Here is a 24550-nt window from a genome sequence, read left to right as displayed (position 1 = left end):
TCAGCCCGGCAAGTCCTTCAGACCTAGCACCTCGGCCTCATAGGCATGTAAAGACGGTGCACCACCGGTATGGATAAACAGCACGTTCTCGTTTTTTGCAAAGTACCCCTTGCGCGCAAGGCCAATCAGGCCGGCCATGATTTTCCCGGTATAGACCGGGTCCAGCAAAATCGCCTCGGTGCGCGCCAGCATCTGCACGGCCTCAACCATCGCCTGGTTGGGTACCGAGTATTTGGGCCGCCACCAGTCGCCAAAACTCACGACAGCCTCACGCGGCACGGTCATACTGAGGCCCAGCAGATCACTCACGGCCTGCGCCTCCTTGTGTACCAAGGGGTCCTGATCCACCGGGTCACGGCTCACACCTATGCCGACGATAGGAATGTTGATGCGGTTGCCGAGAAAACCTGCCAGCAAACCGCCGTGCGTACCCGAGCTGCCCGAACCGACGACGATTTTGTCGATCTGCACGCCCTGCTCAAAAAATTGCTGCTGCAGCTCCTGCGCGCAGGCCACGTAACCCAGTCCGCCAATCGCATTGGAACCGCCGCCCGGCACGATATAACCCTTGCGGCCCTGCTTCGCCAGGTCATCCGCTACTTTCTGCATGGCCTCCATCATGTTGCTGCCGGCGGGCACAACGGTGATGGCTTCCACGCCCATCAGGCGGAACAAAAAGTTGTTGCCACTGGCGTCTTCGCGGTAGCTGTCGGGCACACGTTCTTCAATCACAAAACGGCACTTCATGCCCTCCTTGATGGAGGCCGACAAGGTGGCACGGCAATGGTTGGATTGCGGTGCTCCACAGGTGATCAGCGTATCGGCCCCCTGGGTCAGGGCATCTGCGGCCAGGAACTCCAGCTTGCGCGTCTTGTTGCCGCCCGGCGTGAGGCCCAGCATGTCGTCGCGCTTTATCCAGACGTTTGGGCCTTGGCCGTTCGGGCAGCTTGCCGCAAGAGCGTTGGTGAAGTGGGGCAAGAATTCCAGCGGCGTGGCGTCCTTTGTATAGCGACGGCGGGGGAAGCGGCTTAGGTCCATGGACGGTCTCCGGTTAGTGTTTCTCGAGAGCTGACGCGGTAGTCAGACCAGCCCGGCGCGAATCGCAAAGGCGGTCAACTGCGCACTGTTATGCAAACCGAGCTTTAGCATCAGGTTGCGCCTGTGAGTGCGTACGGTTTCGCGTTGCAGCAGCAGGGTTTCGGCAATGCGTTTGCTGGAGGCGCCCTCTGCCACAGAACACAGCACCTGTTTTTCGCGCTCTGTTAGTTTGCCCAGCTCGGCCAGGGCATCGATGCCCTGGCCCTGCCGCAATGCGGCAATGGATTCTGAAAAATGCAGGTCACCTTCGGCCAGTGCGCGTATGGCGGCAAGCAATTCGCCAGCCCCTGCACTCTTGTGCAGCGCACCTTGCGCCGGGCTGGCAAAAATGCGTTCAATGTCAGACCGGTCCTGGCTGCCGGTGATCAGCAGAACGCGGGTCGGGCTGTCCGCCGCATGCAGGGCCCGGGCCACGGCCACACCGTCTTCGGGCGGCAGCTGGAAGTCGATCACCGCCACGTCGGGCACCAGCGCCAGCGCCTGGGCAATGGCCGTGTCGCTACCGGCTGTCGAGGCCACCACTTCGATGTCATCGCAGGACGCCATCAGGGCGGCCAGCCCCTCGCGGACAAGGTCATGATCGTCGGCCAGCAAGAGATGGATGGGAGTTTGCGTCATGTCATGAAAGCGGGGAATAAACTACGATCTACGGGGTTGCGAAAGCGGGTGACACTGCTGTGCGCCTGCCCGCATTGCGGCGCTAACCCTGAGGGATTCTACGCACCATGACGCCTTCGCATTCCGTCTTGTTCGAACAGGTACAGACGCTGTACCGGCAGTCTGGAACAACCTTTATCGGCACGCTTCTGGCAGGCGCCGTCGCTGCGATAGTGCTACAGCCATCGGGTCATACCGACCCGGCTGCCAGCCAACTGCTCTGGAGCTGGCTGGCAGTTGTCGCGCTTCTGACCGCCAGCCGTTTTGCCATGGTGCGGCGCTTCTTCAAAAAAGTGCGGACTGCACCCAACCAGAGGATGGACGACGCCCGCGCTCGCAGTGCAGCTCACGCCTTCGCAACCAGTTCATTCATGTCGGGCTGCCTTTGGGGCATCCTCGGGCTGATGGCGTTTGATGCGCATGCCTATGTGCCCACGCTGTTTCTCGGCTTTTTGCTTGGCGGCATGGTCAGCGGCGCGCTGGGTTCGCTCTCTGTGTACTACCCGGCTTTCGTCGCCTACGCAATTCCTTCGGTGCTTCCGTTTGCCGTGCGCTGCATCGGCGAAGGTCAGCGCGAGTTCGCCGGATTCGGCCTGCTCACCCTGGTCTTCATGCTGGTGTGCCTTGGATACGGACGCGGTCTGAACCGCAGCCTGCGCAACTCCATCGAACTGCGTTTTGAGAATGCGCAGCTAGTGCGCGATCTGGCAGCCGCGCGTGACCGGGCCGAGCTCGCCAGCGCAGACAAGACCGCGCTGCTCGCCGCTGCCACGCATGACTTGCGGCAGCCCGCCTATGCCGCCAGCCTATTCGCAGCCGGCCTTAAAACCACGCTGGCCAGGGCCTTCACCGGCAGCGAACAGCCCGCCGCCGTGCAGGCCCAGCGCATGGCAGGCCAGCTCGAAGCCAGTGTCATGGCCTTCAATGGTTTGCTGGAGGGCCTGCTCGACCTGGCGCAGCTCGATGCTGGCGCCACGCCGCTGGCCGCGTCACCGTTGCGTGTCAGCGCACTGCTGGATGCCGTCGCCAGCACGCTCGCTGCCACCGCCGCGCAACGCCACGTCCGGCTGCGCGTGCTCGCCCGGCCCGACCTCTGGGTGAGCGCGCCGCCCGATGCCTTGCAGCGCATCGTACTCAACCTCACCAGCAACGCCATCAAGTTCACCACAGGCAGCAGCGTGCTGCTGTTTGCGCGCCTGCAGTCCGGCCGCGTACACCTCGGCGTGGCCGACAGCGGCCCGGGTATTTCAGAGGCCGACCAGCAGCGCCTCTTCAATGCCTTTGTGCGCTTGCCGCAAAACCGGGACCAGGCCGGGCTGGGCCTGGGCCTGGCCATCGTCAAGCGGCTGGCCGCGCAGATGGACGCACAGGTGGCGCTGAAGTCCGCCCCCGGCCGCGGCAGCCTCTTCAGCATCGCCCTGCCGCGGCATGCAGGCGCTCGGCCCGTTCCGCAGACGTTGGCAGCAGGCGAGGCGTCGCCCGGCGCCGCCTTCAGCGGCTGGCAGGCGCTGGTGCTGGACGACGACCCGATGGCACTCGCTGCCACCACGCAGGTGGTGCGCGACCTCGGCCTGCCGGTGCAGCCGTTTGACAGCGCCGAAGCAGCGCTCGCCTGGCTGGCGCAGGCAGGCAGTGACGCAAGCCGGCAACCGCACCTGCTGGTGACCGACCTGCACCTGGGCGACACCGAAGGCCGCGACGGCCTGCTCGTGCTGGCCGCCTTTCGCCAGCGCCTGCCGGGCCTGCGCGCGCTGGTCGTCACCGGCGAGACCGCGCCCGCGCAGCTGCAGCGCATCGCCGGCAGCGGTGTGGCCGTGGTGCGCAAGCCCTGCCAACCGCAGGCGCTGCAAGCGGCCCTGCGCGACGTGCTGTCTTCAGCACCATCCGCGTAAAAAATACCCCACGCCACACCCGCGGCTTGCGGGCTGACCTCAACGGCACCGTCACTCCGCTGCACGGGAGGCGCGGCATGTCACAAGGGTATCGGGACTGCACGGTGACCGTTGTTCACAGGCGGCATCTAACCCTTTTGCGGTATTTACGGCCGTGCTGCGCCCGTTTTTAATCGCGAGGGCATGTTTTCCCATCACGCATTTCCCGCACCATGAACACCTCGCGCCGCCATCGCCACACCCCGCCACGTTTCACCGCACAGGCAACGGCGTGCGCACTTGCCTGTGCGGCGATAGCAAGTTTTGCGCCTTTGCCAGCCTTCGCGTGCCAAGGCTTGGGCGGAGACGTTCCGGGTACGGGCGGCGTGTCGCTGGCCAACGGCAATGGCGGGAATGGCGGGACAGGCCAGTACGGGACGGTTGCCGGCGGAGCCGGCGCAGCCGCTTTACATAACGCTGCCACGTCCGCCAGCTTGGCTGGCGCGTTCATAGCCGACGCCGGAGGAAACGGTTTGGGGGCCGCCGCGAGCGGCGCCGGTGCTGGCAACGGGGGGGGCGCTGGCGGATTCGGCGTGGTTGCCAGCAATATGGGCACCTTCAGTGTTTCTGCGACCACCCAGGTTGCCGGCGGCGCTGGCGGCACCGGCGGCGCTGGCCTGAATTCTTCACTCGGATGCGGTGACGCTGGCGGCGGGGGAGGTCAAGGTGGCGGCGGGATCTTGCTGACAGACGCAGTCACGCTCACCAACAGGGGCAGTATTTCGGGTGCCGCAGGCGGCGATGGCGGTGTGGGCAATGCAGCAGGCTCCGGCAACCCGGCAGGTGTGGGGGGTACAGGTGGCGCTGGCGGCGCCGGCGTCGTGGCCAGAACCGGCGCAACCGTCACCAACGCCAGCGGCGGAACGGTGACCGGGGGCCACGGCGGCGCGCAAGGCGTTGGCAGCCCCGTAGGAAGCATCGCCATCGGTGGCGTGGGCGTCAGTTTCAGCGGCGACGGCAACAAACTGGTCAACGCGGGCACCATCACTGGAGGCTTCTCGGGCGACAACAACACCCGCGCCAATGCGGTTTCCATCACCGGCACCAACAACACGGTCGAGCTGCAGTCCGGCTATGTCTTCAACGGCAATGTAGTGGCCGCCGGCAGTGGCAACACATTTACGCTGGGCGGCAACACGGATGCTAGCTTCGACGTGTCGACATTCGGGCCCGGCAACACATACCAGGGCTTTGACGGCTTCACCAAAACAGGCAGCAGTGTCTGGACGCTGACGGGCAACGGCGATGCCGGAGCGAGCCTGCAGCTCACGGCCGGCGGACTGACCCTGGGCACGGGCCTGGCCGCAGCCTCGCTGTCCCGCAGCACCGGCACCGGCGCCACCGTCTCCGGCAGCGCCGGCACCGTGCTAACCGTGTCCGCCCTTTCTTCCATCAATGGCATCAATGGCGGCACCGGCAGCAACGGCGCCGACAGCGCACCGGGCGCAGGTGGGCAGGGCAGCAACCACGGGCTGGCGGACGGCAGCGCCAACGACGGCGGCAACGGCGGACAGGACGCCCCGGGCGCACCAGGCCAGCCTGGCAATGCGAGCAGTGGCGTCGGTGCAGGCGGCAAAGGCGGCTACGCCGGTGGCGGGACCATTTACGACGCAGGCGGCGGCGGTGGCGGCGGTGGCGGGGTGGCCATCGATACGACTGGCAACCTGGTCAACAACGGCACGATCACCGGTGGAGCCGGTGGCAAAGGCGGCTCAACGTCCAGCATCAAAGGTTATGGCGGCGGCGGCGGCAGCGGTGGCGCTGCCGTCCACGCCGGCAGTGGCGCGACCATCACCAACGCATCCGGCGCCACCCTGATGGGCGGGCGTGGCGGCGACACGGGCAACCACATCCTCGCCACTGACGCCGGTGGCGCTGGCGGCGCGGGCATCGTGGCCAGCGGGAATGCGACCGTGATCAACGCCGGCACCATCGCCGGAGGCGCAGGTGGCAGTGCCCCGGGCGGCATTGCCGGCGCAACGGGCAACGCCGTGAGTTTTTTCGGCGGCGGCAATGTGCTGGACGTCCGCGCTGGCGGGAGCTTCACCGGCAACATTGTCAGCAGCAGCGGCACCACCAACGGCGGCGACACCTTGCGGCTCGGCGGCGATGCCGACGCAGTGGGCGGCAACATCTTTGCCATTAACAATGTTAGCGGTTTCAACGTCTACGAAAAAACAGGCGCGAGCACCTGGACGCTGACCGGCACGGGTACCGCCAGCCAGAACTGGAATGTCGCTGGGGGCACACTTGCTGGCGACAGTACCAGCCTGCAAGGCAACATCACCAACAACGCCGCTGTCAACTTCGACCAGGCCTTCAACGGCGTCTATGCCGGCACCATCAGTGGCTCCGGCTCGTTCACCAAAAGCGGTACCGGCGTGCTGACACTTTCGGGCGCCAACGTCTACTCCGGTGGCACAACGGTTTTAGCGGGCACGCTGCAGGGCGACACCGCCAGCCTGCAGGGCAACATCACCAACAACGCCACCCTCACCTTCAATCAGGCAGCCAACGGCAGTTACAACGGCATCATCAGTGGCACGGGAACACTGAACAAGACAGGGGCCGGCGTTCTGAACCTCACCGGCGCCAACCTCTACACCGGTGGCACCACGGTTTCAGCCGGGACGTTGCAGGGCGACAGCACCAGCCTGCAAGGCAACATCACCAACAACGCGGCCGTCACTTTTGCCCAAACCACCACCGGCACCTACGCCGGCGTGGTGAGCGGCACGGGCGCCTTCAACAAGCTGGGCGCAGGCAACCTGATCCTCACCGGCACCAACACCTACAACGGCGCGACTACCGTCAATGCGGGAACGCTCTCGGTCAATGGCTCCATAGCCAACTCCGCCGTCACCGTCAACAACGGCGGCACGCTGGGCGGCAACGGCACGCTGGGCAGCACCAGCATCCTGAGCGGTGGTGTATTGGCCCCCGGCAACTCCATCGGAACGTTGAACGTGGCCGGCAACCTGAGCTTTGCGGCTGGCTCTATCTATCGCGTCGAGGTCAATGCCGCCGGCGCCAACGACCGCATCAATGCAACCGGCACGGCAACCCTCACCGGCGGTACCGTGGACGTGCAGGCCGGTGCAGGCACCTATGCGGCCAACACGCAATACACCATCCTCAACGCTGCCGGTGGACGCACCGGCAACTTTGCTGGTGTGACCAGCAACCTCGCTTTCCTCACACCAACCCTCACCTATGACTCCAACAACGTCTTTCTCATGCTTGCGCGCAACGACATCAGCTTTAGGGCAGTTGCCGTCACGCCCAACCAGATCGCCACGTCAATCGCTTTGCAGAATGCCAACGCGGGCGCCACTGGCGACATGAGTACGGTGCAGACGGCGTTGACAGGGCTATCGGCAGCGCAGGCGCGCGCCGCCTACGACTCGGCCAGCGGAGCGGGCATCGTTGCCTTGCGGCAGGCTGGTGCCGGCTTTGCAACCAGCTTCGGCAGCCAGTTACAGGCACGACTCGGTGCACAGGCTGTGAACAGCTCTTCATTTACCACCACCTTCAGCAGCCAGCCCATGTTGCTGGCCGCGAACAGTCACCTCCCCGAGCTGATGGCACCGGGATCTGACTCGGGGCCGCAGAAGTTCTCGCGTGCTGGAGGCTCATCACTTTCAGCCTCACCCCGCACAGCAAACCAGGGCCTGTGGGTTCGCGGCTATGGCGGCTATGGCAATACCGACAGTGACGGCAACGCTGCAGCCAGCCAGCTTCGCAGTTCGGGTTTGAGTGTGGGCTTTGATCAGGAAGTGAAAGACGGCCTCCGCCTGGGTGCAGCGGCCACAGCTGGCACGTCTCGCCTGTCAACGGACAACAACGAAACCGGAAAGAGCCGCAATTCAGCAGTGGCGCTTTATGGAAGCTACGCCAAAGGTCCCTGGAACTTCAGCGGTTCAGCCAGCGTGAGCTGGGGCAAGAACCACATGGACCGCAATGTGGTGGTCGGTGAGATCAACCGCGTTGCTTCGTCTGACTTTGACGGCAACACGCTGGCGGCATACGGAGAGGCAACTTACAGCCTGCCCATGAACGGCTGGACCTTGCACCCGCTGGCGGGTCTTTCCTTGAGCAGGAACAAGACAGACGGCTTCACGGAGACCGGAGCCGGTGCACTCAACCTTCAAGTCGCGGGGCAAACCATCAACTCCGCCAAATCGATGCTAGGTGTCAAAGCCAGCGTCGACGCAGGCAGCATCCGCTTCGAACCTCGCATGATCTGGGCGCACGAGTTCGGCGACCTGAACACGCCGATGACGGCGCAGTTTCAGGGGGCTGCCACCGCATCACCATTTACTGTATCGGGTGCCGCCCTGAAACGCGACACATGGATCCTCGGCCTGGGCGCGGCAGGCAGCATCAGCAAGGGCATGGACCTGTTTGCAGACATGCAGGCCGAACACAACGAGCAACAGCGCAACCTGGTGGTGCTGGTGGGACTGCGCAGCCGCTGGTGATCACGCAGCCATTGCGGCGAACGCCTTGATGACATCAGGCGGCGCCTGCACCATCTCAATAAGCACGCCCTCGCCCGCAATCGGAAATTCATCATTGGCCTTGGGGTGCATAAAACAGATGTCAAAACCCGCAGCGCCCTTGCGTATGCCGCCGGGCGCAAACCGCACGCCCTGGGCTGTCAACCACTCCACCGCCCTGGGCAGGTCGTCAATCCACAGGCCAACATGATTCAGCGGCGTGGTGTGCACTGCTGGCTTTTTGTCGATATCGAGCGGCTGCATCAGGTCAACTTCTACCTTGAACGGGCCGACACCCATGGCACAGATGTCTTCATCGACGTTCTCACGCTCGCTGACAAAGTTGCCGGTGACTTCGAGCCCCAGCATATCTACCCATAAGGTCCGCAGACGATCCTTGCTGGGCGCTCCTATGGCGATTTGCTGGATGCCCAGGACTTTGAATGGCCTGCCTTGCACATTGTCAAATGGACGGGATGTGGTCATGCGCAGGCCTCCTGTTCTTGCGTGCGGCGTGCGTTGAGGCCGAGCTTGCGCAGCAGCAGCGTATCAGTTTCCACATCAGGGTTTCCGGTAACAAGCAGCTTGTCACCATAAAAAATCGAATTGGCGCCAGCCATAAAACACAGGGCCTGCACGGCCTCGCCCAGTTGCTGGCGTCCGGCCGACAGGCGCACACGTGCCCGGGGCATGATGATGCGGGCCACCGCAATCACGCGCACAAAATCCAGCGGATCAATCGGTGGCGCATCGGCCAGCGGCGTGCCCGGCACGCGCACCAGGCTGTTGATGGGCACGGACTCGGGGTACGGAGACAGGTTGGCAAGCTGGGCCAGCAGCCCGGCCCTGTGCACAGGCGCCTCGCCCATGCCTACGATGCCGCCGCAGCAAACACTGATGCCGGCTCCGCGCACATGCTGCAAGGTATCCAGCCGGTCCTGGTAGGTACGGGTATCGACGATCTCACCGTAGTAATCGGGTGCAGTGTCGAGGTTGTGGTTGTAATAGTCCAGCCCCGCATCGCGCAGCTGCTGCGCATGTTGGGGCCCCAGCATGCCCAGTGTGGCACAGGTCTGCATGCCAAGGCCCTTTACGGCGGACACCATCGCGGCGACCTTCTCCACATCGCGGTCCTTGGGCGCGCGCCAGGCGGCGCCCATGCAAAAGCGCGTAGCACCCGCATCGCGTGCCGCGGTGGCCGCGAGTACGACTTCGTCCACCGTCATGATTTTTTCGGCCTTGACGCCGGTATCGAACTCTGCCGACTGCGGGCAGTAGCCGCAGTTCTCGGGGCAGCCGCCGGTCTTGACGGACAGCAAGGTGGCCAGCTCGATGTCGCCCTCGGGCCAGTGCTGGCGATGCACCGTCTGCGCCTCGTACAGCAAGGCCATCAGGGGTTTGTCGAGCAGGGCCTGCACGGCCGCTACACTCCAGTGGCCGGCAGGCAATGCCGGTTCAGAGTCTCTTGCAACCGGCCGGTGGACTTTGATCTCCCGGGTTATGGTCTCAGCCGTCATGCGAACTCCACAATCGGCTGGTCAACGCTTAACGACTCGCCCTTGGTCGCCAGCACCTTGCCGACCACGCCATCGGCAACCGCAAACAGCACGTTTTCCATTTTCATGGCTTCAATCACAGCCACGCGTTCACCGGCCTGCACTTTCTGGCCGACCTGCACGGCAACATCCACCAGCAGGCCGGGCATGGGCGACAGCACAAAGCGGCTCATGTCGGGCGGTGCCTTGTAGGGCATCAGGGCATGCAGCGCGGCAGCGCGCGGCGACAGCACCAGCGCATCCAGCCTTGTGCCGTTGTGGGCGATGCGGATGGCCAGCGGGCTGCGTCCCACGCCCCGCTCGACCTGCGCGGCAAACGGCTTGCCGTTCACCGTTCCGCGGATGCGGGCGCCACCCAGGTGCCAGTTGCTACATATTTCATAGCTGGCTGCGCCTGTGTCGACTGCGCTGGAGCCCGATTCGGCTTGATAATCACGCACGGTCACCGGATGCTGCGTGTTTTCGCCCGTTGCCCCCAGGTTCACCACCACAAACTTCTCACCCACCGTCACGCCATGGCCGGGCATCTGTCCGCTGATGCCGGCTGCACGGCCCAGCATGCGGCGGTTGACATACGCCGTCAGCGCCACGAGAAAATCCGGGTCCTCATGCGGCACGTCTTCGGCATGAAAGCCCTTGCTGTAGTTCTCTGCAATAAAGCCGGTGTTGAAATCGCCCGCAACGAACTTCGGATGCGCCAGCAGCGCAGCCTGGAAGGGAATATTGCTGGAGATGCCGCGAATCACAAACGCGTTCAGCGCCTCGCGCATTTTGGCAATCGCATCCAGCCTGTCCTTGCCGTGCACGATGAGCTTGGCAATCATGGAGTCGTAGAACATCGGGATCTCGCCGCCATCCTGCACGCCGGTATCGACACGCACGCCATACAACTGCGAGGTATCGGCAGCAAACATGCTTTCCTTTGGCGGCTGGAAGCGCACCAAACGGCCGGTGGACGGAAGGAAGTTGCGGAACGGGTCTTCAGCGTTGATGCGGCACTCGATGGCCCAGCCATTGCGCTGCACATCTTTTTGGGCCAGGGGCAGTTTTTCACCCGCTGCAACGCGAATCATCAGTTCAACCAGGTCCAGGCCGGTGATGCACTCCGTCACCGGGTGCTCGACCTGCAGGCGGGTGTTCATTTCCAGGAAATAAAAGGATTGATCCTTGCCGACCACAAACTCCACCGTGCCAGCACTCTGGTACTTCACGGCCTTGGCCAGCGCCACGGCCTGCTCGCCCATGGCCTTGCGTGTGGCATCGCTGATAAAAGGCGATGGTGCCTCTTCAATCACCTTCTGGTGGCGGCGCTGGATGGAGCATTCACGCTCGTTCAGGTAAATCACATTGCCGTGGCTGTCGCCGATCAGCTGGATCTCAATGTGCCGCGGCTCCTCGACAAACTTCTCGATGAAAACGCGGTCATCCCCAAAGCTGTTGCGTGCTTCGTTGCGGCAGGAGGTAAAACCTTCCAGCGCCTCCTTGTCATTAAAGGCCACGCGCAGGCCTTTGCCACCACCACCCGCACTGGCCTTGATCATCACGGGGTAGCCAATGCCCCTGGCAATCTCAACGGCCTTCTCGGCGGTTTCAATCGCATCATTGACGCCAGGGATGCAATTCACGCCTGCCGCACCCGCCAGCTTTTTGGACTCGATCTTGTCGCCCATGGCGGCAATCGAGTAGTGCTTGGGGCCAATGAAGATGATGCCTTCTTCTTCGACCCGCTTTGAGAAACCGGCGTTCTCGCTCAGGAAGCCATAACCCGGATGCACCGCCTGGGCGCCAGTCTGTTTACAGGCGGCAATGATTTTCTCGGCCTGCAAATAACTGTCGCGGCTAGGGGCCGGGCCGATGTTGACGGCTTCATCGGCCAGCTCGACATGGCGCGCGTCCTTGTCGGCATCGGAATACACCGCGACGGTTTTGATGCCCATCTTGCGGGCGGTGAGGATGACCCGGCAGGCGATTTCACCCCGATTAGCTATCAATATCTTGTCAAACATATATTTTCTCCATTGGGAAGGATTCCCTGTTCATGAGGTTTCCGGTCAACAGGGGACCGTCGTTTATTTGCCCGTCTTTTTGCGAGCAGCCTGGGCCGGTTGCAACTGCTCCATGACGACCAGATCCGTGACGGCCAGGCGAACTGCCAGCCATTTTTCAAGCCGGTTGCGGTCGTCCCGGCTCAGCTTGCGGGAAGTTTGAAGCACCACAACAGTAGATGGCGTCTTGTCCGTGCCTTGAGTGCTCTGCCAGCCCTGGGCAAAGGTAAGGGCCTCAACCTGGGGTACCTGCGCATGGGCTTCGGCATACAGGCTGCTGGCCTTTTTCTCCTCCGCTTCCCGGCTGCGCAACTGTTCTTCCAGCGCCTTGATGCTGAGGTCTTTTTCCTTGATCTGCTGCGACAACACGCGTGTGTATTCGTCACGGGCATCCTCCGGCTTGACCGGAGAAGCCCCTTCAGCACGGGCATCGCCGGCGTAATGAATGTCCAGACGTGTCTCCTTCAGGCCTTCGCGCTCCATCAGGACTCTCGCACTGGCCGCCAGGGCCGGATCATTGCGATTCCCCACCACCGTCAGCCGAAGCATTCTGTCTTTCGGATCAGGCGTCGACTCAATGATCGTGTAGCGCTCATCGGCCTTCAACGTGCTGATGACTTTTCTCGCACTCTGCGCGAAGATTTCATCTTGAACCAGGCGCCAGCCCAGGTAAATGCTGGGAACCAGCACAACCGTCAGACCAACGGCGATGATGCGCCGTGTCCGGGTCAGCACCGCTTCCGACACCTGCTCGCGCGAGGGCAACTTCAGGCCCTTGACGATCACCAACGCCGCCGTGGCGATAAACACGCCATTGATGACAAACAGGTAAAGCGCGCCGGCCAGGATGTCCCAGCGGCCATGCGCCAGGCCAAAACCTGCCGTACACAGCGGCGGCATCAGCGCCGTGGCGATGGCCACACCGGGCACAACGTTGGAGATGCTCTTTCGCGTGAGCGCAATCACACCGGCTGCACCGCCAAAAAAGGCAATCAGCACATCCCAGATCGTGGGTGAAGTCCGAGCCAGCAATTCAGAGCCGGCGACGTTCAGGGGGCTCAGACCAAAATAGATGGCCGAGGTCGCCAGACTTACCAGAGTGAATATCGCGAGATTCCGCATCGCTTGCCGGATCAACACAAAATCGTTGATGCCCGCACCATAACCAATGCCGATGATGGGACCCATCAGCGGCGAGATCAGCATGGCGCCAATAATGACTGCCGTCGAGTTGACGTTCAGGCCTACCGAGGCGGTCAGTATGGCGAAAAAAAGCACCCACAGGTTGGTGCCAGCAACACGTACACCCGCGCGCACATCGCCGTCAATCTGCTGCGGCTCGGCCTGGTCGCGCCGCAGGTTGAACAGGCGACTCAGGTCCAGCTTTTCGCGCGCTGGTGGTGCCAGGCTTTCAGAGGCGGGTGTTTCCATGTTTCCTCCAGGTGCAAACCGGATTGGCTATCAGGATTTGGGTTAGCAATTCTTCACTCACTGGTGTTGATGAGGTCGCGCGCCCTACTTGAGGCCCAGTTCCTTGCGCATGGCCATGTTTTTAGCCTCTGCGCGCTGGTATGCCGGGCGCTCATCAAGCCGTTCAACATAGGCCACGAACTCCGGCCTGGCCTCGATCTGATTGAAGCCCAGCATGAAACGCAGGGTGCCGCCCAACACCACATCCACCATTGAAAAATCATCCCCAAGGACAAAGCGCTTGCCAATGATGGCACTTTCCGTTGCGGCGATCATTGAGGCGTAGTTGCCCCACCCAGCGGCGATTTCCTTGACAGTCCAGTCCCCGCCCTTGGCCATGACGGCGGGTTCGATCACGCTCGGAGCAAAGAGTGCCCAACGCAGGTAAGTACCGCGCTTCGGGTCATCGAGTGCAGGAGCCAGCCGGCCAGGTGCATAGCGATCAGCCAGATAAAGTGCGATGGCCGAAGCCTCTGTGACCACAACATCGCCATCAACCAGGGTGGGGAGCTTGCCCATCGGGTTCTTCGAGATGAGCTCAGCGCTTTTCTGGTCCCCCTTCATGATGTCGATCACCTTCAGCTCATACGGCACACCCGCCTCCTCCAGCGCCCAAATGGTGCCGGCGGCTCGGGAGTATGGGTGGTAATAAAGACGGATAGACATACAAGTGGTCCTTTTTCGGTGCCAGCCAGTTTCGGCGCTTTAGAGGGGGATGTTCCCGTGCTTGCGCCACGGGTTCTCAAGCTTCTTGTCCTTGAGCATCACCAGCGAGCGGCAGATGCGCTTGCGCGTTTCGTGCGGCAGGATCACATCGTCAATAAAACCGCGCGCACCGGCGACAAAGGGGTTCGCGAAGCGGGCCTTGTACTCGGCCTCTTTGGCAGCCAGCTTGACCGGGTCTTTGCGGTCTTCGCGGAAGATGATTTCCACCGCGCCCTTGGCGCCCATCACGGCGATCTCGGCATTGGGCCAGGCAAAGTTGACGTCGCCACGCAGGTGTTTGGAGGCCATCACGTCATAAGCGCCGCCATAGGCCTTGCGGGTGATGACGGTGATCTTCGGCACGGTGCATTCAGCGTAAGCGTAAAGCAGCTTGGCCCCGTGCTTGATGATGCCGCCGTATTCCTGCGAGGTGCCTGGCATGAAACCGGGCACATCGACAAAGGTGATGACCGGGATGTTGAAGGCATCACAAAAGCGCACAAAGCGTGCCGCCTTGATCGAGCTCTTGATGTCCAGGCAACCCGCCAGCACCAGCGGCTGGTTGGCGACGATGCCGACCGTCTGGCCTTCCATGCGGGCAAAACCGATGATGATGTTTTTCGCGTACTCGGGCTGGATTTCAAAAAAGTCACCGTCGTCCACCGTCTTGACGATCAGCTCTTTCATGTCGTAAGGCTTGTTCGGGTTCTCGGGCACCAGCGTGTCCAGGCTCAGGTCCATGCGCGTGGCCGGGTCGGCACTGGGCCGCACCGGGGCTTTTTCGCGATTGTTGAGCGGCAGGTAGTTGTAGAGCCTGCGCAGCATCAGCAGCGCTTCCACATCATTCTCAAACGCCAGGTCGGCCACGCCGCTTTTGGTCGTGTGGGTGACGGCGCCGCCCAGCTCTTCAGCGCTCACCTCTTCATGGGTCACGGTCTTGACCACTTCGGGGCCGGTCACAAACATATAGGAGCTGTCTTTGACCATGAAGATGAAATCAGTCATGGCCGGCGAATACACCGCACCGCCCGCGCTTGGGCCCATGATCATGCTGATCTGCGGGATCACACCGCTGGCCATCACATTGCGCTGGAACACATCCGCATAACCGCCCAAAGACGCGACACCTTCCTGGATGCGGGCGCCGCCCGAGTCATTCAGGCCAATCACCGGCGCCCCGACCTTCATGGCCTGGTCCATTACCTTGCAGATTTTTTCAGCATGGGCTTCCGACAGGGCGCCGCCAAACACGGTGAAGTCCTGGCTGAAGACAAACACCAGGCGGCCGTTGATCATGCCGTAGCCTGTGACCACGCCATCGCCCGGTATTTTGGTGTTCTCCATGCCGAAGTCGGTACAGCGGTGCTCGACGAACATGTCCCACTCTTCAAATGTGCCCTCGTCCAGCAACACCTCCAGCCGCTCACGCGCAGTAAGCTTGCCCTTGCCATGTTGGGCGTCAATACGTTTCTGGCCACCGCCCAGGCGTGCTGCCGCGCGCTTTTTTTCGAGTTGTTCGAGGATGTCTTGCATGGTTTACCTTCTGTGTACTTTAAAGATGCTACTTATTTAATAGCTGCTTGCGTTGGTTCTGATTGGGCCGCAAGCAGATTTCGTGCTGCAGTGGAGGCAGGGAGTTGACCGTTTTCAACCTGCGCCATCAATGCCGGCAACATGGCACTCACCGCCGGGTCATGCCGGAAGGCCTGTTTCAGCCCCGCGTCGATGCGCTCCCACATCCACGACAGGGACTGGTGCCGGCGGCGCGCAGCCAGTTGGCCGTTGCTGGTTTGAATAGTCCTGAACTGCGTCACCGCATCCCAGAAAACATCCACCCCTTTGTTGTGCAAGGCGCTAAGCTGCACCACCCGCGGGTGCCAGAGCTTGTCGTAGTTGGCCGCCTGGTCGCCGCCCATGGCGTTGTTGACCAGGCCAAACAGGCGCATGGCCGAGGTGATCTGCGCCTCGGCACGCATGGCGGCATCGGCATCAATATCGGCCTTGTTGATGATCACCAGGTCGGCCAGCTCCATCACGCCTTTTTTGATGGCCTGCAAATCATCACCGGCGTTGGGCAATTGCATCAGCACAAACATGTCGGTCATGTTGGCCACGGCGGTCTCGGACTGGCCTACACCTACGGTTTCGACAATCACCACGTCGTATCCAGCCGCTTCACAGACCAGCATGGCCTCACGGGTTTTTTCAGCGACGCCACCCAGCGTACCGCTCGACGGACTGGGACGGATGTAGGCACGCTCGTGCACCGACAGGTGCTCCATGCGGGTTTTGTCGCCCAGGATGGAGCCACCTGAAACGGTGGACGAAGGGTCTATGGTCAGTACCGCAACACGATGCCCCTGCGCAATCAGATACAGACCCAGTACTTCGATAAAGGTGGATTTACCCACGCCAGGCACACCGCTGATGCCAAGTCGAAATGCCTTGCCCGTTTGCGGCAACAAGGTGGTCAGCAATTCGTCGGCCTGCACACGGTGGTCTGCGCGCGTGGATTCGAGCAGGGTGATGGCTTTTGCAATGGCCCGGCGCTGCGCGGCAGCGTCACCGCGCAGGACCGCATCAACCAATGCGCTGGCAGTCACTTCAGGGCAGCCCTGATCTGCTCCAGCACATCCTTGGCGCTGGCCGGAATCGGTGTGCCCGGGCCGTAAATGCCTTTGACGCCTGCGTCGTAAAGCATTTCGTAATCCTGCCGGGGAATCACACCGCCCACAAACACAATGATGTCGTCAGCGCCCTGCTTTTTGAGCTCCGCAATGATGGCCGGCACCAGCGTCTTGTGGCCAGCGGCCAGCGTGGACACACCGACCGCGTGCACGTCGTTCTCAATCGCCTGACGGGCGCATTCTTCGGGTGTCTGGAAAAGCGGGCCCATGTCCACGTCAAAACCCAAATCCGCAAAAGCAGTGGCCACCACCTTGGCGCCGCGGTCATGGCCGTCCTGGCCCAGCTTGGAAATCATCACTCGCGGGCGACGGCCTTCGCTTTCCGCAAAGGCGTTGATTTCGGTCTTGAGGGTTTCCCAGCCTTCGGCCGAGTCATAGGCAGCTGCATACACACCGGTCACCTTTTGTGTATCGGCGCGGTGGCGCCCGTAAACTTTTTCAAGTGCATCGCTGACCTCGCCCACCGTGGCGCGCAGGCGCACGGCCTTGATGCACAGGTCCAGCAGATTGCCATTGTTATTTTCTGCGGCGGCGGTCAATGCGTCCAGCGCGGCCTGCACAGCGGCGTTGTCTCGTTTGGCCTTGATGGCCTTGAGGCGGGCAATCTGGCCGTCGCGCACCGCCACGTTGTCGATGTCACGTGATTCGATGGCGTCTTCAGTCTTGAGCTTGTATTTGTTGACACCAACGATGACGTCCTTGCCGCTGTCGATACGGGCCTGCTTGTCTGCCGCTGCGGCTTCGATCTTGAGCTTGGCCCAGCCGCTGTCCACGGCCTTGGTCATGCCGCCCATGGCTTCGACTTCCTCGATGATGGCCCAGGCTGCGTCGGCCATGTCCTGCGTGAGCTTTTCCATCATGTAGCTGCCGGCCCAGGGGTCAATCACATTGGTAATGTGGGTTTCTTCCTGGATGATGAGCTGCGTGTTGCGGGCGATGCGGGCACTGAACTCGGTGGGCAGCGCAATCGCTTCATCAAACGAATTGGTATGCAGGCTTTGCGTGCCGCCAAACACGGCGGCCATGGCCTCTATGGTCGTTCGCACAACGTTGTTATAGGGGTCCTGCTCGGTCAGGCTCCAGCCCGAGGTCTGGCAATGGGTGCGCAACATCAGGCTCTTGGGGCTTTTGGCGTCGAACTCCTTCATGATGCGGCACCAGAGCAGGCGCGCGGCGCGCATCTTGGCCACTTCGAGGTAGAAATTCATGCCAATCGCCCAGAAGAAACTCAGGCGCCCGGCGAAACCGTCAACGTCCAGGCCCTTGGCAATCGCCGTCTTCACATACTCCTTGCCATCGGCCAGGGTAAAGGCCAGCTCCAGCGCCTGGTTGGCACCGGCCTCCTGCATGTGGTAACCCGAGATGCTGATCGAGTTGAACTTGGGCATGTGCTGCGCCGTGTACTCGATGATGTCGCCGATGATGCGAATGCTGGGCGCGGGTGGGTAGATATAGGTGTTGCGGACCATGAACTCCTTGAGGATGTCGTTCTGGATGGTTCCGCTCAACTGGTCCTGGCTTACGCCCTGCTCTTCGGCCGCGACCACGTAGCCCGCCAGCACCGGCAGCACCGCACCGTTCATGGTCATGGAGACGCTGACCTTGTCCAGGGGAATCTGGTCAAACAGGATTTTCATGTCCTCGACGCTGTCGATCGCCACGCCGGCCTTGCCGACGTCGCCCGTCACGCGCGGGTGGTCGCTGTCGTAACCGCGGTGCGTGGCCAGGTCAAACGCCACCGACACGCCCTGGCCGCCGGCAGCCAGGGCCTTGCGGTAAAACGCATTCGACTCTTCGGCCGTGGAAAACCCGGCGTACTGGCGAATCGTCCATGGCCGCACCGCGTACATCGTGGCCTGCGGGCCGCGAATGAAAGGTTCAAAACCCGGCAGCGTGTTTGTATAAGGCAAGTCCTTGATGTCTTCCGCCGTGTACAGCGGCTTGACGCTGATGCCGTCGGGCGTTTGCCAGTTCAGGGCATTGACGTCCCCGCCCGGTGCCGATTTGGCTGCGGCTTTTGTCCAGGCATCAAGACTGGAGGAATTGAAATCGGGCTGGGGGGAGGATTTTTTGGAGTTCATGCAAAGCTCTGGGCACGGTACACAACATTAAAGCGCAGGTGGACTGTGGGATGGACGATAAAAACTGGTCGCAGGCTGTTCGCTTTTCGGCAGTTCTCAAAGTTTACATCATTTATAATTATTGATGCAAAATTCAGTTTTACGATAAACTGCCACCATCTGCACCCGGAAAACCCAGTCGCACCCCGCTCTTCCTTTCTCACAAGTCAAGTCACCCATGGCCGCAGTTTCACTGACACCACGCGCGTTGTACGAAGAAGTCGCCGAGCTGTTACGCCAGCGTATCTTCAACCGCGAACTGGCGCCCGGCAGTTGGATCGACGAACTCAAGCTTGCCGAGGAATACGGCATCAGCCGCACACCGCTACGTGAAGCGCTGAAAGTTTTGGCCACAGAAGGCCTGGTAACCATGAAGGTACGGCGCGGCGCCTATGTCACCGAGGTCAATGAAAAGGACCTGTCCGACGTCTACCACCTGCTGGGCCTGCTTGAAAGCGATGCCGCCAGCGTCGTGGCGAGCCGGGCAACGGCAGCCCAGCTCAAGGAATTGCAGGACCTGCACAACGAACTGGAAAAAGCCGCCGGCGACCGTGCACGCTTTTTCGAGATCAATGAAAAATTCCACAGGCGCCTGCGGGAAATTGCAGACAACCGCTGGCGCGACCAGATGGTGGCGGACCTGCGCAAGGTTATGAAGCTCAATCGCCACAACTCGCTCCTCAAGTCCGGCCGCATCGAAGAGTCGCTGGTCGAACATGCAGCCATCATGCAGGCGCTGACCGCGCGCGACGCCGATGCTGCCGCGCAGCGTATGCGCGAGCATTTCGCCAACGGGCTTGAGGCGGCAGCCTAGCCAGGCACCCCGCGACCGACAAGCCTAAGGGTTCCGCTATATTTTTTGTAGCTGGTTGCGCTTATCCTGCAATGGCTGCGAATCAATTTTCCTGAGAAAACCCCCAGACACCATTTGCACGGCCGAGGGAGATACGGCATGGGCACTATGATCAAGGGTTTACCCTTGATCCTGAAATCGATACACCCTCACACGTCGCCATACGCCGGGCACCTCCGTCCCGCCGGCACGACGCCTGAACCATTGAACCCATGAATCCCGCTACACCCGACATAGGCGGCATGCAAACGCTGCCCCAACTACTGGCCTTTCGCGCCGGACTCAGCCCGCAGGGCGAGGCTTACCGCGCCTTCGACAACGCCAGCGGCGGCTGGCTCAGCCTGAGCTGGGCCGACACCTTTGCGCGCGTGGCCCGCTGGAGCCACGCCCTCGCCGCCAGCGGCCTGCCGGGCGCGGCGCGTGTGGCCATCCTGCTGCCCAACGGGCTGGACGCCATGAGCATGGACCAGGCCGTGCTGGCCACGGGTTGCGTGCCCGTGCCCCTGCACGCCATAGACAACCCCGGCAGCATCGCCTACATATTGGCCGACTGCGAAGCCTCGTTGCTCATCGTGGACCATGCCGCGACGTGGGACAAAATCCGCGCCGTGGGCGTGCCGTTTCCGAACCTGAAGGCCGTGGTGGTACAGGAGGATGGCAAGCCTGTAGCACCCTTGGCAGATACAGGCGATACGGTCAGCGTGCTGCGCCTTGCCGATTGGCTGGCCCTCGGCAAGGACAACACACCATTGCCCGCACCGCCCACACCGGACGACCTGGCCGCCATCGTCTATACCTCGGGCACCACCGGCAAACCCAAGGGCGTGATGCTGACCCACCGCAATGTCGTCGCCAACGTACAAGCGGTGATGGCGCGCGTGCTTCCCACGGCAGAGGATGTCTTCCTGTCCTTCCTGCCGCTGTCGCACACATTCGAACGCACGGCCGGTTATTACCTGGCCATCGCCACCGGCAGTTGCGTGGCCTACGCGCGATCGGTCGCCCAGCTGGGCGAAGACCTGAAAATCGTGCGGCCCACGGTACTAATCTCCGTGCCGCGCATCTACGAACGTGTCTATGCAAAACTCCTGGAAAAGCTTGCGCCATCGCCCCTGAAGATGCGACTGTTCGCGGCAGCGCAAACCATAGGCTGGCGGCGCTTTTGCGCAGCGCAGGGCCTGCCTGCGCCTGGCAAATCAGAAGAAAGCGCTGCGGCGCCATGGACTGCCCTGCCCTGGCCACTGCTGCTGCACCTGGTGGCCAAACCGCTGCTGGCGCAATTTGGCGGCCGGGTGCGCGTGGCCGTCAGCGGTGGCGCGCCGCTGTCGCCGGCCATTGCCCATTGCTTTCTCGGCCTGGGCCTGCCGCTGCTGCAGGGTTATGGCCTGACCGAAACCTCACCGGTGGTGGCCGCCAATGGCCTGGACGACAACGATCCGGCCACCGTGGGGCGTGTGCTGTCCGGCATCGAAGTCCGTATCGGCGACAACCGCGAACTGCAGGTGCGCGGCCCGTCCGTCATGAAGGGCTACTGGAAACGCCCGGAAGACACCGCTAACATCGTGTCGGCCGACGGCTGGCTGGCCACTGGCGACCAGGCCGGAATCACCGACGGGCGCATTCGCATCCTGGGCCGCATCAAGGAAATCATCGTCACCTCCACTGGCGAAAAAGTGCCGCCTGGCGACCTGGAGCTGGCGATCACCGCCGACCCGCTGTTCGAGCAGGCTTTTGTGGTCGGTGAAAACCGCCCCTTCATTGCCTGTGTGGCAGTGCTGCAGCGCGACGAATGGCAACGGCTGGCGCATGAACTCGGGCTGGACCCGCAGGACCCGGCAAGCCTGCGCCAGCCTGCCGCAGAAAGGGCCGCTCTGGCGCGTATCGAGCGCCAGACAGGAAGCTTCGCGCGTTACGCGGTGCCGCGCGCAGTGTGCCTGACGCTGGAACCCTGGACCCTGGAAAACACCTTCATGACGCCTACGCTCAAACTCAAGCGCAAGCAGCTCATGGCGCATTTCGAAATGCAGATCGACGCAATGTACAGGCGGCAAGCCTCGCGCTGACGCAACAAAGCCTCAGGCATGCGGCGGTGACGCATCCCACTGCCTGAGCACCTTCTCCTCCTTGTCCACGCTCTCGAGCTGGACACGAAAACCCCAGAGGCGTGCGACATGCTTGATGACTTCCTGCACGTCATCCGTGAGCGGCCGGTTATTGTGGCTGGAGTGGCGCAAGGTCAGGGAACGGTCGCCGCGCACATCCACATTCCAGACCTGGATGTTGGGCTCGCGGTAGCTCAGGTCAAACTGGCGCGACAGCGCCTCGCGTACACGCCGGTAGCCCGCTTCATCGTGGATGGCAGCCACTTCAAGTTCGGACTGGGCGGCGTCATCAAGCACGGAAAAAAGGCGTAACTCGCGTATCAGGTGCGGTGAGAGGTATTGCCCAATAAAACTCTCGTCCCGGTAATCCCGCATGATGCGATCCAGCGTCTTGAGCCAGTCCGAGCCGGCGATGTCGGGAAACCATTGCCTGTCCTCTTCCGTGGGTGTCGTGCAGATGCGCTTCAGGTCGCTGAACATGGAAAAACCCAGGGCATAGGGGTTGATGCCGCTGTAGGCAGGATGCGCGACCGGCGGCTGGTAAATGACGTTGGTGTGCGAGCGCAGGCATTCGATCATGAAACCGTCGGTCAGCAAGCCTTCGTCATACATGCTGTTGAGCAAGGTGTAATGCCAGAACGTGGCCCAGCCCTCGTTCATGATCTGGGTCTGCCGCTGCGGATAAAAATACTGCGCGATCTTGCGCACGATGCGAATCACCTCGCGCTGCCATGACTCCAGCAGGGGTGCATTTTTTTCTATGAAATAAAGAATGTTTTCCTGCGGCTCAGGCGGAAAACGGCGGTTGACTTTTTCCGCCTCCTTTTCAGCATATCTGGGCACCGTCCGCCACAGGTCGTTGAGTTGTTGCTGCAGGTAGGCCTCGCGGTCCTTGCGGCGCGTTTCCTCTTCCGCCAGCGAGAGTTTCTGCGAGCGCCGGTAGCGGTCCACACCATGACTCATCAGCGCATGGCAGGAATCCAGCAACTGCTCGACCGCATCCCAGCCCTGCTGCTCTTCGCATTCGGCGATATAGGCCCGCGCGTACACCAGGTAGTCGATGATGGAAGTGGCATCGGTCCACATGCGGAACAGGTAGTTGCCCTTGAAGAAGGAGTTGTGGCCGTAGCAGGCGTGCGCCATCACCAGCGCCTGCATGGGCATGGTGTTTTCTTCCATCAGGTAGGCAATGCAAGGATCGGAGTTGATCACCACCTCATAGGCCAGCCCCATCTGGCCGCGGCGGTAACTTTTTTCGGTGGCGATGAACTGCTTGCCGAAAGACCAGTGCCGGTAGTTCACCGGCATGCCTACCGCTGCATAGGCGTCAATCATCTGCTCGGCCGTGATGACTTCCAGCTGGACCGGGTAGGTGTCAAGGCCAAACGCCCTGGCCGTCCGCGCAATCTCGGTGTGGTAAACCTCGATCAGCTCAAACGACCAGTCCGACGGGCTGGGCAGGCGCGCGCGCCGCTCCGCCACACCGGGCAGGCCAGGTGCAGGTTCATGCCCATGCTTGCGGCTTTCCCTGGTCATGCTGTGCTCGTGCCTTTCTTGAACAGGTCCCGGAACACGGGGTAAATCTCCGCTGCCTCGTTGATCTTGCGCATGGCGAAATTGCTGTTCGTACCAAGCACTTCGGTGTACTCCTGCCAGAGGTTCTGGTCTTCATCACCGACCTGGACATAAGCAAAGTAGCGGGTGAGCGGTAGCAGCTTGCCCGTCAGCAGTTCACGGCACTTGGACGAATCCTGGTGCCAGTTATCGCCGTCGGAGGCCTGCGCGCCATAAATATTCCACTCGGCCGGCGAGTAACGCGCCTGGATGATCTGGTGCATCAGCTCCAGGGCACTGGACACCACGGTGCCGCCGGTTTCGGCCGAGTGGAAAAACTCCTCTTCAGAGACTTCCGAGGCCTGCGTATGGTGGCGAATGAAGATGACGTCGGTCCGTTCGTAATGCCGCTGCAAAAACAGGTACAGCAGGATAAAAAACCGCTTGGCGATGTCCTTGCGCGCCTCGTCCATGGAGCCCGAGACATCCATCAGGCAAAACATCACCGCTTTGGCCGTCGGCAAGGGCACCCGGACCCGGTTGCGATAGCGCAGGTCGAAGGGATCAAAAAACGGGATACGCCTGAGCCGGCGACGCAATGCCTCGATCTGCACCTGCAGCCCCTCAATTTCCCCGGGCATGCCGGGCCCGAAACGCAGGGCGGTGGCCAGCTGTGCCTCCAGTTCGCGCAGCTTGCGCCGGGTTTCACCACCCAACGCGATGCGCCGGCTCAGGGCCACCCGCATGGAGCGCACCACATGCAGGTTGGTCGGCGTGCCTTCCGTGACAAAACCGGCGCGCCGGGATGTCCACTCCGGCGCATCCGGCAAAAGCTGGGTACGCACCAGGTGCGGCAACTCCAGGTCGTCGAAGAAATACTGCATGAACTCTTCACGCGTGATGCGGAACACAAAATCGTCTTCGCCGGCCCCATCCTGGCTTGCATCCCTCCCGCCGCCGCCCGCGCCACCACCCTGCGGGCGGGCTATGCGGTCTCCGCGCACGTACTCGCGGTTGCCGGGATGAACTGTTTCCCGCGTGCCGCCGGGGCCGTGCCCGAACACCGGCTCGGACACGTCGCGTTTCGGCAAGGTGATGTCTTCGCCCTGCTCGATGTCACGGATGCTGCGGCCGGCCACCGCGCGGCGAACGGCGTCCCTGATCTGCGCCCGGAAGCGGCGCAGGAAGCGCTCCCGGTTGCCTATGGACTTGTTCTTGCCCGACAGGCGTCTGTCAATGACTTGCTGCAGCATGGTGATTCCCGGTGGGATGC

General features: G+C 62.1%; 16 protein-coding genes. 4 read left to right on the top strand and 12 right to left on the bottom strand.

Features of this window, described 5'->3' with window-relative positions:
- Together ACFQND_RS03745 and ACFQND_RS03740 are read right to left on the bottom strand one after the other, a co-directional pair.
- On the bottom strand, positions 1-1038 hold the full coding sequence (locus ACFQND_RS03745; RefSeq protein ID WP_371437412.1) for a D-cysteine desulfhydrase: 1038 nt from the start codon (positions 1036-1038) through the stop codon (positions 1-3).
- Positions 1039-1080: 42 nt separating this feature from the next.
- Positions 1081-1716: a response regulator gene (locus ACFQND_RS03740; protein WP_371437413.1), complete on the bottom strand. Its 636-nt coding sequence runs from the start codon at positions 1714-1716 to the stop codon at positions 1081-1083.
- Between the two features lie 107 nt (positions 1717-1823).
- On the opposite strand from ACFQND_RS03740, the gene ACFQND_RS03735 reads away from it, so the two are divergent.
- A complete protein-coding gene (locus ACFQND_RS03735; RefSeq protein WP_371437414.1) occupies positions 1824-3647 on the top strand; it encodes an ATP-binding protein in 1824 nt (607 codons plus the stop codon).
- A 212-nt stretch (positions 3648-3859) separates the two neighbouring features.
- Positions 3860-8167 (top strand): autotransporter domain-containing protein, encoded by a 4308-nt coding sequence (locus tag ACFQND_RS03730; protein ID WP_371437415.1) that lies wholly within the window; start codon positions 3860-3862, stop codon positions 8165-8167.
- On the opposite strand, the gene ACFQND_RS03725 is transcribed toward ACFQND_RS03730, so the two are convergent.
- The 8 genes from ACFQND_RS03725 to scpA all read right to left on the bottom strand — a co-directional run bounded on the left by ACFQND_RS03725 (position 8168) and on the right by scpA (position 18729).
- On the bottom strand, positions 8168-8671 hold the full coding sequence (locus ACFQND_RS03725; protein ID WP_371437416.1) for a VOC family protein: 504 nt from the start codon (positions 8669-8671) through the stop codon (positions 8168-8170).
- Positions 8668-9702, bottom strand: coding sequence for a biotin synthase BioB (gene bioB, locus ACFQND_RS03720; protein WP_371437417.1), 1035 nt, complete (start codon positions 9700-9702; stop codon positions 8668-8670). The genes ACFQND_RS03725 and bioB overlap by 4 nt, the downstream gene beginning before the upstream one ends.
- Positions 9699-11747, bottom strand: a complete 2049-nt coding sequence (locus ACFQND_RS03715; RefSeq protein WP_371437418.1) for an acetyl-CoA carboxylase biotin carboxylase subunit — start codon at positions 11745-11747, stop codon at positions 9699-9701. Before ACFQND_RS03715 ends, bioB begins: the two co-directional genes overlap by 4 nt.
- A 63-nt stretch (positions 11748-11810) precedes the next feature.
- Entirely contained in the window at positions 11811-13217 is a 1407-nt protein-coding gene (locus tag ACFQND_RS03710; RefSeq protein ID WP_371437419.1) for a DUF389 domain-containing protein, read from the bottom strand.
- An 84-nt stretch (positions 13218-13301) separates the two neighbouring features.
- A complete protein-coding gene (locus tag ACFQND_RS03705) occupies positions 13302-13922 on the bottom strand; it encodes a glutathione S-transferase family protein (RefSeq protein ID WP_371437420.1) in 621 nt (206 codons plus the stop codon).
- 39 nt (positions 13923-13961) lie between these two features.
- Positions 13962-15494, bottom strand: coding sequence for an acyl-CoA carboxylase subunit beta (locus ACFQND_RS03700; RefSeq protein ID WP_371437421.1), 1533 nt, complete (start codon positions 15492-15494; stop codon positions 13962-13964).
- A gap of 32 nt (positions 15495-15526) precedes the next feature.
- On the bottom strand, positions 15527-16564 hold the full coding sequence (meaB, locus tag ACFQND_RS03695; protein WP_371437422.1) for a methylmalonyl Co-A mutase-associated GTPase MeaB: 1038 nt from the start codon (positions 16562-16564) through the stop codon (positions 15527-15529).
- Positions 16561-18729 carry a methylmalonyl-CoA mutase gene (scpA, locus tag ACFQND_RS03690; RefSeq protein WP_371437423.1) on the bottom strand — a complete coding sequence of 723 codons (2169 nt, stop codon included), beginning with the start codon at positions 18727-18729 and terminating at the stop codon, positions 16561-16563. The genes meaB and scpA overlap by 4 nt, the downstream gene beginning before the upstream one ends.
- A 217-nt stretch (positions 18730-18946) precedes the next feature.
- Here scpA and ACFQND_RS03685 point away from each other — a divergent pair, with 217 nt between their 5' ends.
- Together ACFQND_RS03685 and ACFQND_RS03680 are read left to right on the top strand one after the other, a co-directional pair.
- Positions 18947-19582, top strand: coding sequence for a GntR family transcriptional regulator (locus ACFQND_RS03685; RefSeq protein WP_371437424.1), 636 nt, complete (start codon positions 18947-18949; stop codon positions 19580-19582).
- Between the two features lie 251 nt (positions 19583-19833).
- The gene (locus tag ACFQND_RS03680) at positions 19834-21684 is read left to right on the top strand and encodes an AMP-dependent synthetase/ligase (protein WP_371437425.1); all 1851 of its coding nucleotides are present in this window, start codon (positions 19834-19836) and stop codon (positions 21682-21684) included.
- 12 nt (positions 21685-21696) lie between these two features.
- Here ACFQND_RS03680 and ACFQND_RS03675 read toward each other — a convergent pair whose 3' ends face one another.
- Together ACFQND_RS03675 and ACFQND_RS03670 are read right to left on the bottom strand one after the other, a co-directional pair.
- Positions 21697-23259, bottom strand: a complete 1563-nt coding sequence (locus ACFQND_RS03675; RefSeq protein WP_371437426.1) for a SpoVR family protein — start codon at positions 23257-23259, stop codon at positions 21697-21699.
- Positions 23256-24530: a YeaH/YhbH family protein gene (locus ACFQND_RS03670; protein WP_371437427.1), complete on the bottom strand. Its 1275-nt coding sequence runs from the start codon at positions 24528-24530 to the stop codon at positions 23256-23258. The genes ACFQND_RS03675 and ACFQND_RS03670 overlap by 4 nt, the downstream gene beginning before the upstream one ends.
- Positions 24531-24550: the final 20 nt, after the last annotated feature.

Origin of the sequence: Polaromonas aquatica, assembly GCF_042659145.1 — a bacterium.
GTDB lineage: Bacteria > Pseudomonadota > Gammaproteobacteria > Burkholderiales > Burkholderiaceae_C > Polaromonas > Polaromonas aquatica.
Note: the sequence above shows the minus strand (reverse complement) of the source record. Positions and strands in the feature narration are given on the sequence as shown.

Bases quoted from the DNA above. Each gene is read 5' to 3' on its own strand.
- ACFQND_RS03745 (WP_371437412.1), bottom strand. From the start codon at position 1,038: ATGGACCTAAGCCGCTTCCCCCGCCGTCGCTATACAAAGGACGCCACG.
- ACFQND_RS03740 (WP_371437413.1), bottom strand. From the start codon at position 1,716: ATGACGCAAACTCCCATCCATCTCTTGCTGGCCGACGATCATGACCTT.
- ACFQND_RS03735 (WP_371437414.1), top strand. From the start codon at position 1,824: ATGACGCCTTCGCATTCCGTCTTGTTCGAACAGGTACAGACGCTGTAC.
- ACFQND_RS03730 (WP_371437415.1), top strand. From the start codon at position 3,860: ATGAACACCTCGCGCCGCCATCGCCACACCCCGCCACGTTTCACCGCA.
- ACFQND_RS03725 (WP_371437416.1), bottom strand. From the start codon at position 8,671: ATGACCACATCCCGTCCATTTGACAATGTGCAAGGCAGGCCATTCAAA.
- bioB (WP_371437417.1), bottom strand. From the start codon at position 9,702: ATGACGGCTGAGACCATAACCCGGGAGATCAAAGTCCACCGGCCGGTT.
- ACFQND_RS03715 (WP_371437418.1), bottom strand. From the start codon at position 11,747: ATGTTTGACAAGATATTGATAGCTAATCGGGGTGAAATCGCCTGCCGG.
- ACFQND_RS03710 (WP_371437419.1), bottom strand. From the start codon at position 13,217: ATGGAAACACCCGCCTCTGAAAGCCTGGCACCACCAGCGCGCGAAAAG.
- ACFQND_RS03705 (WP_371437420.1), bottom strand. From the start codon at position 13,922: ATGTCTATCCGTCTTTATTACCACCCATACTCCCGAGCCGCCGGCACC.
- ACFQND_RS03700 (WP_371437421.1), bottom strand. From the start codon at position 15,494: ATGCAAGACATCCTCGAACAACTCGAAAAAAAGCGCGCGGCAGCACGC.
- scpA (WP_371437423.1), bottom strand. From the start codon at position 18,729: ATGAACTCCAAAAAATCCTCCCCCCAGCCCGATTTCAATTCCTCCAGT.
- ACFQND_RS03685 (WP_371437424.1), top strand. From the start codon at position 18,947: ATGGCCGCAGTTTCACTGACACCACGCGCGTTGTACGAAGAAGTCGCC.
- ACFQND_RS03680 (WP_371437425.1), top strand. From the start codon at position 19,834: ATGAATCCCGCTACACCCGACATAGGCGGCATGCAAACGCTGCCCCAA.
- ACFQND_RS03675 (WP_371437426.1), bottom strand. From the start codon at position 23,259: ATGACCAGGGAAAGCCGCAAGCATGGGCATGAACCTGCACCTGGCCTG.
- ACFQND_RS03670 (WP_371437427.1), bottom strand. From the start codon at position 24,530: ATGCTGCAGCAAGTCATTGACAGACGCCTGTCGGGCAAGAACAAGTCC.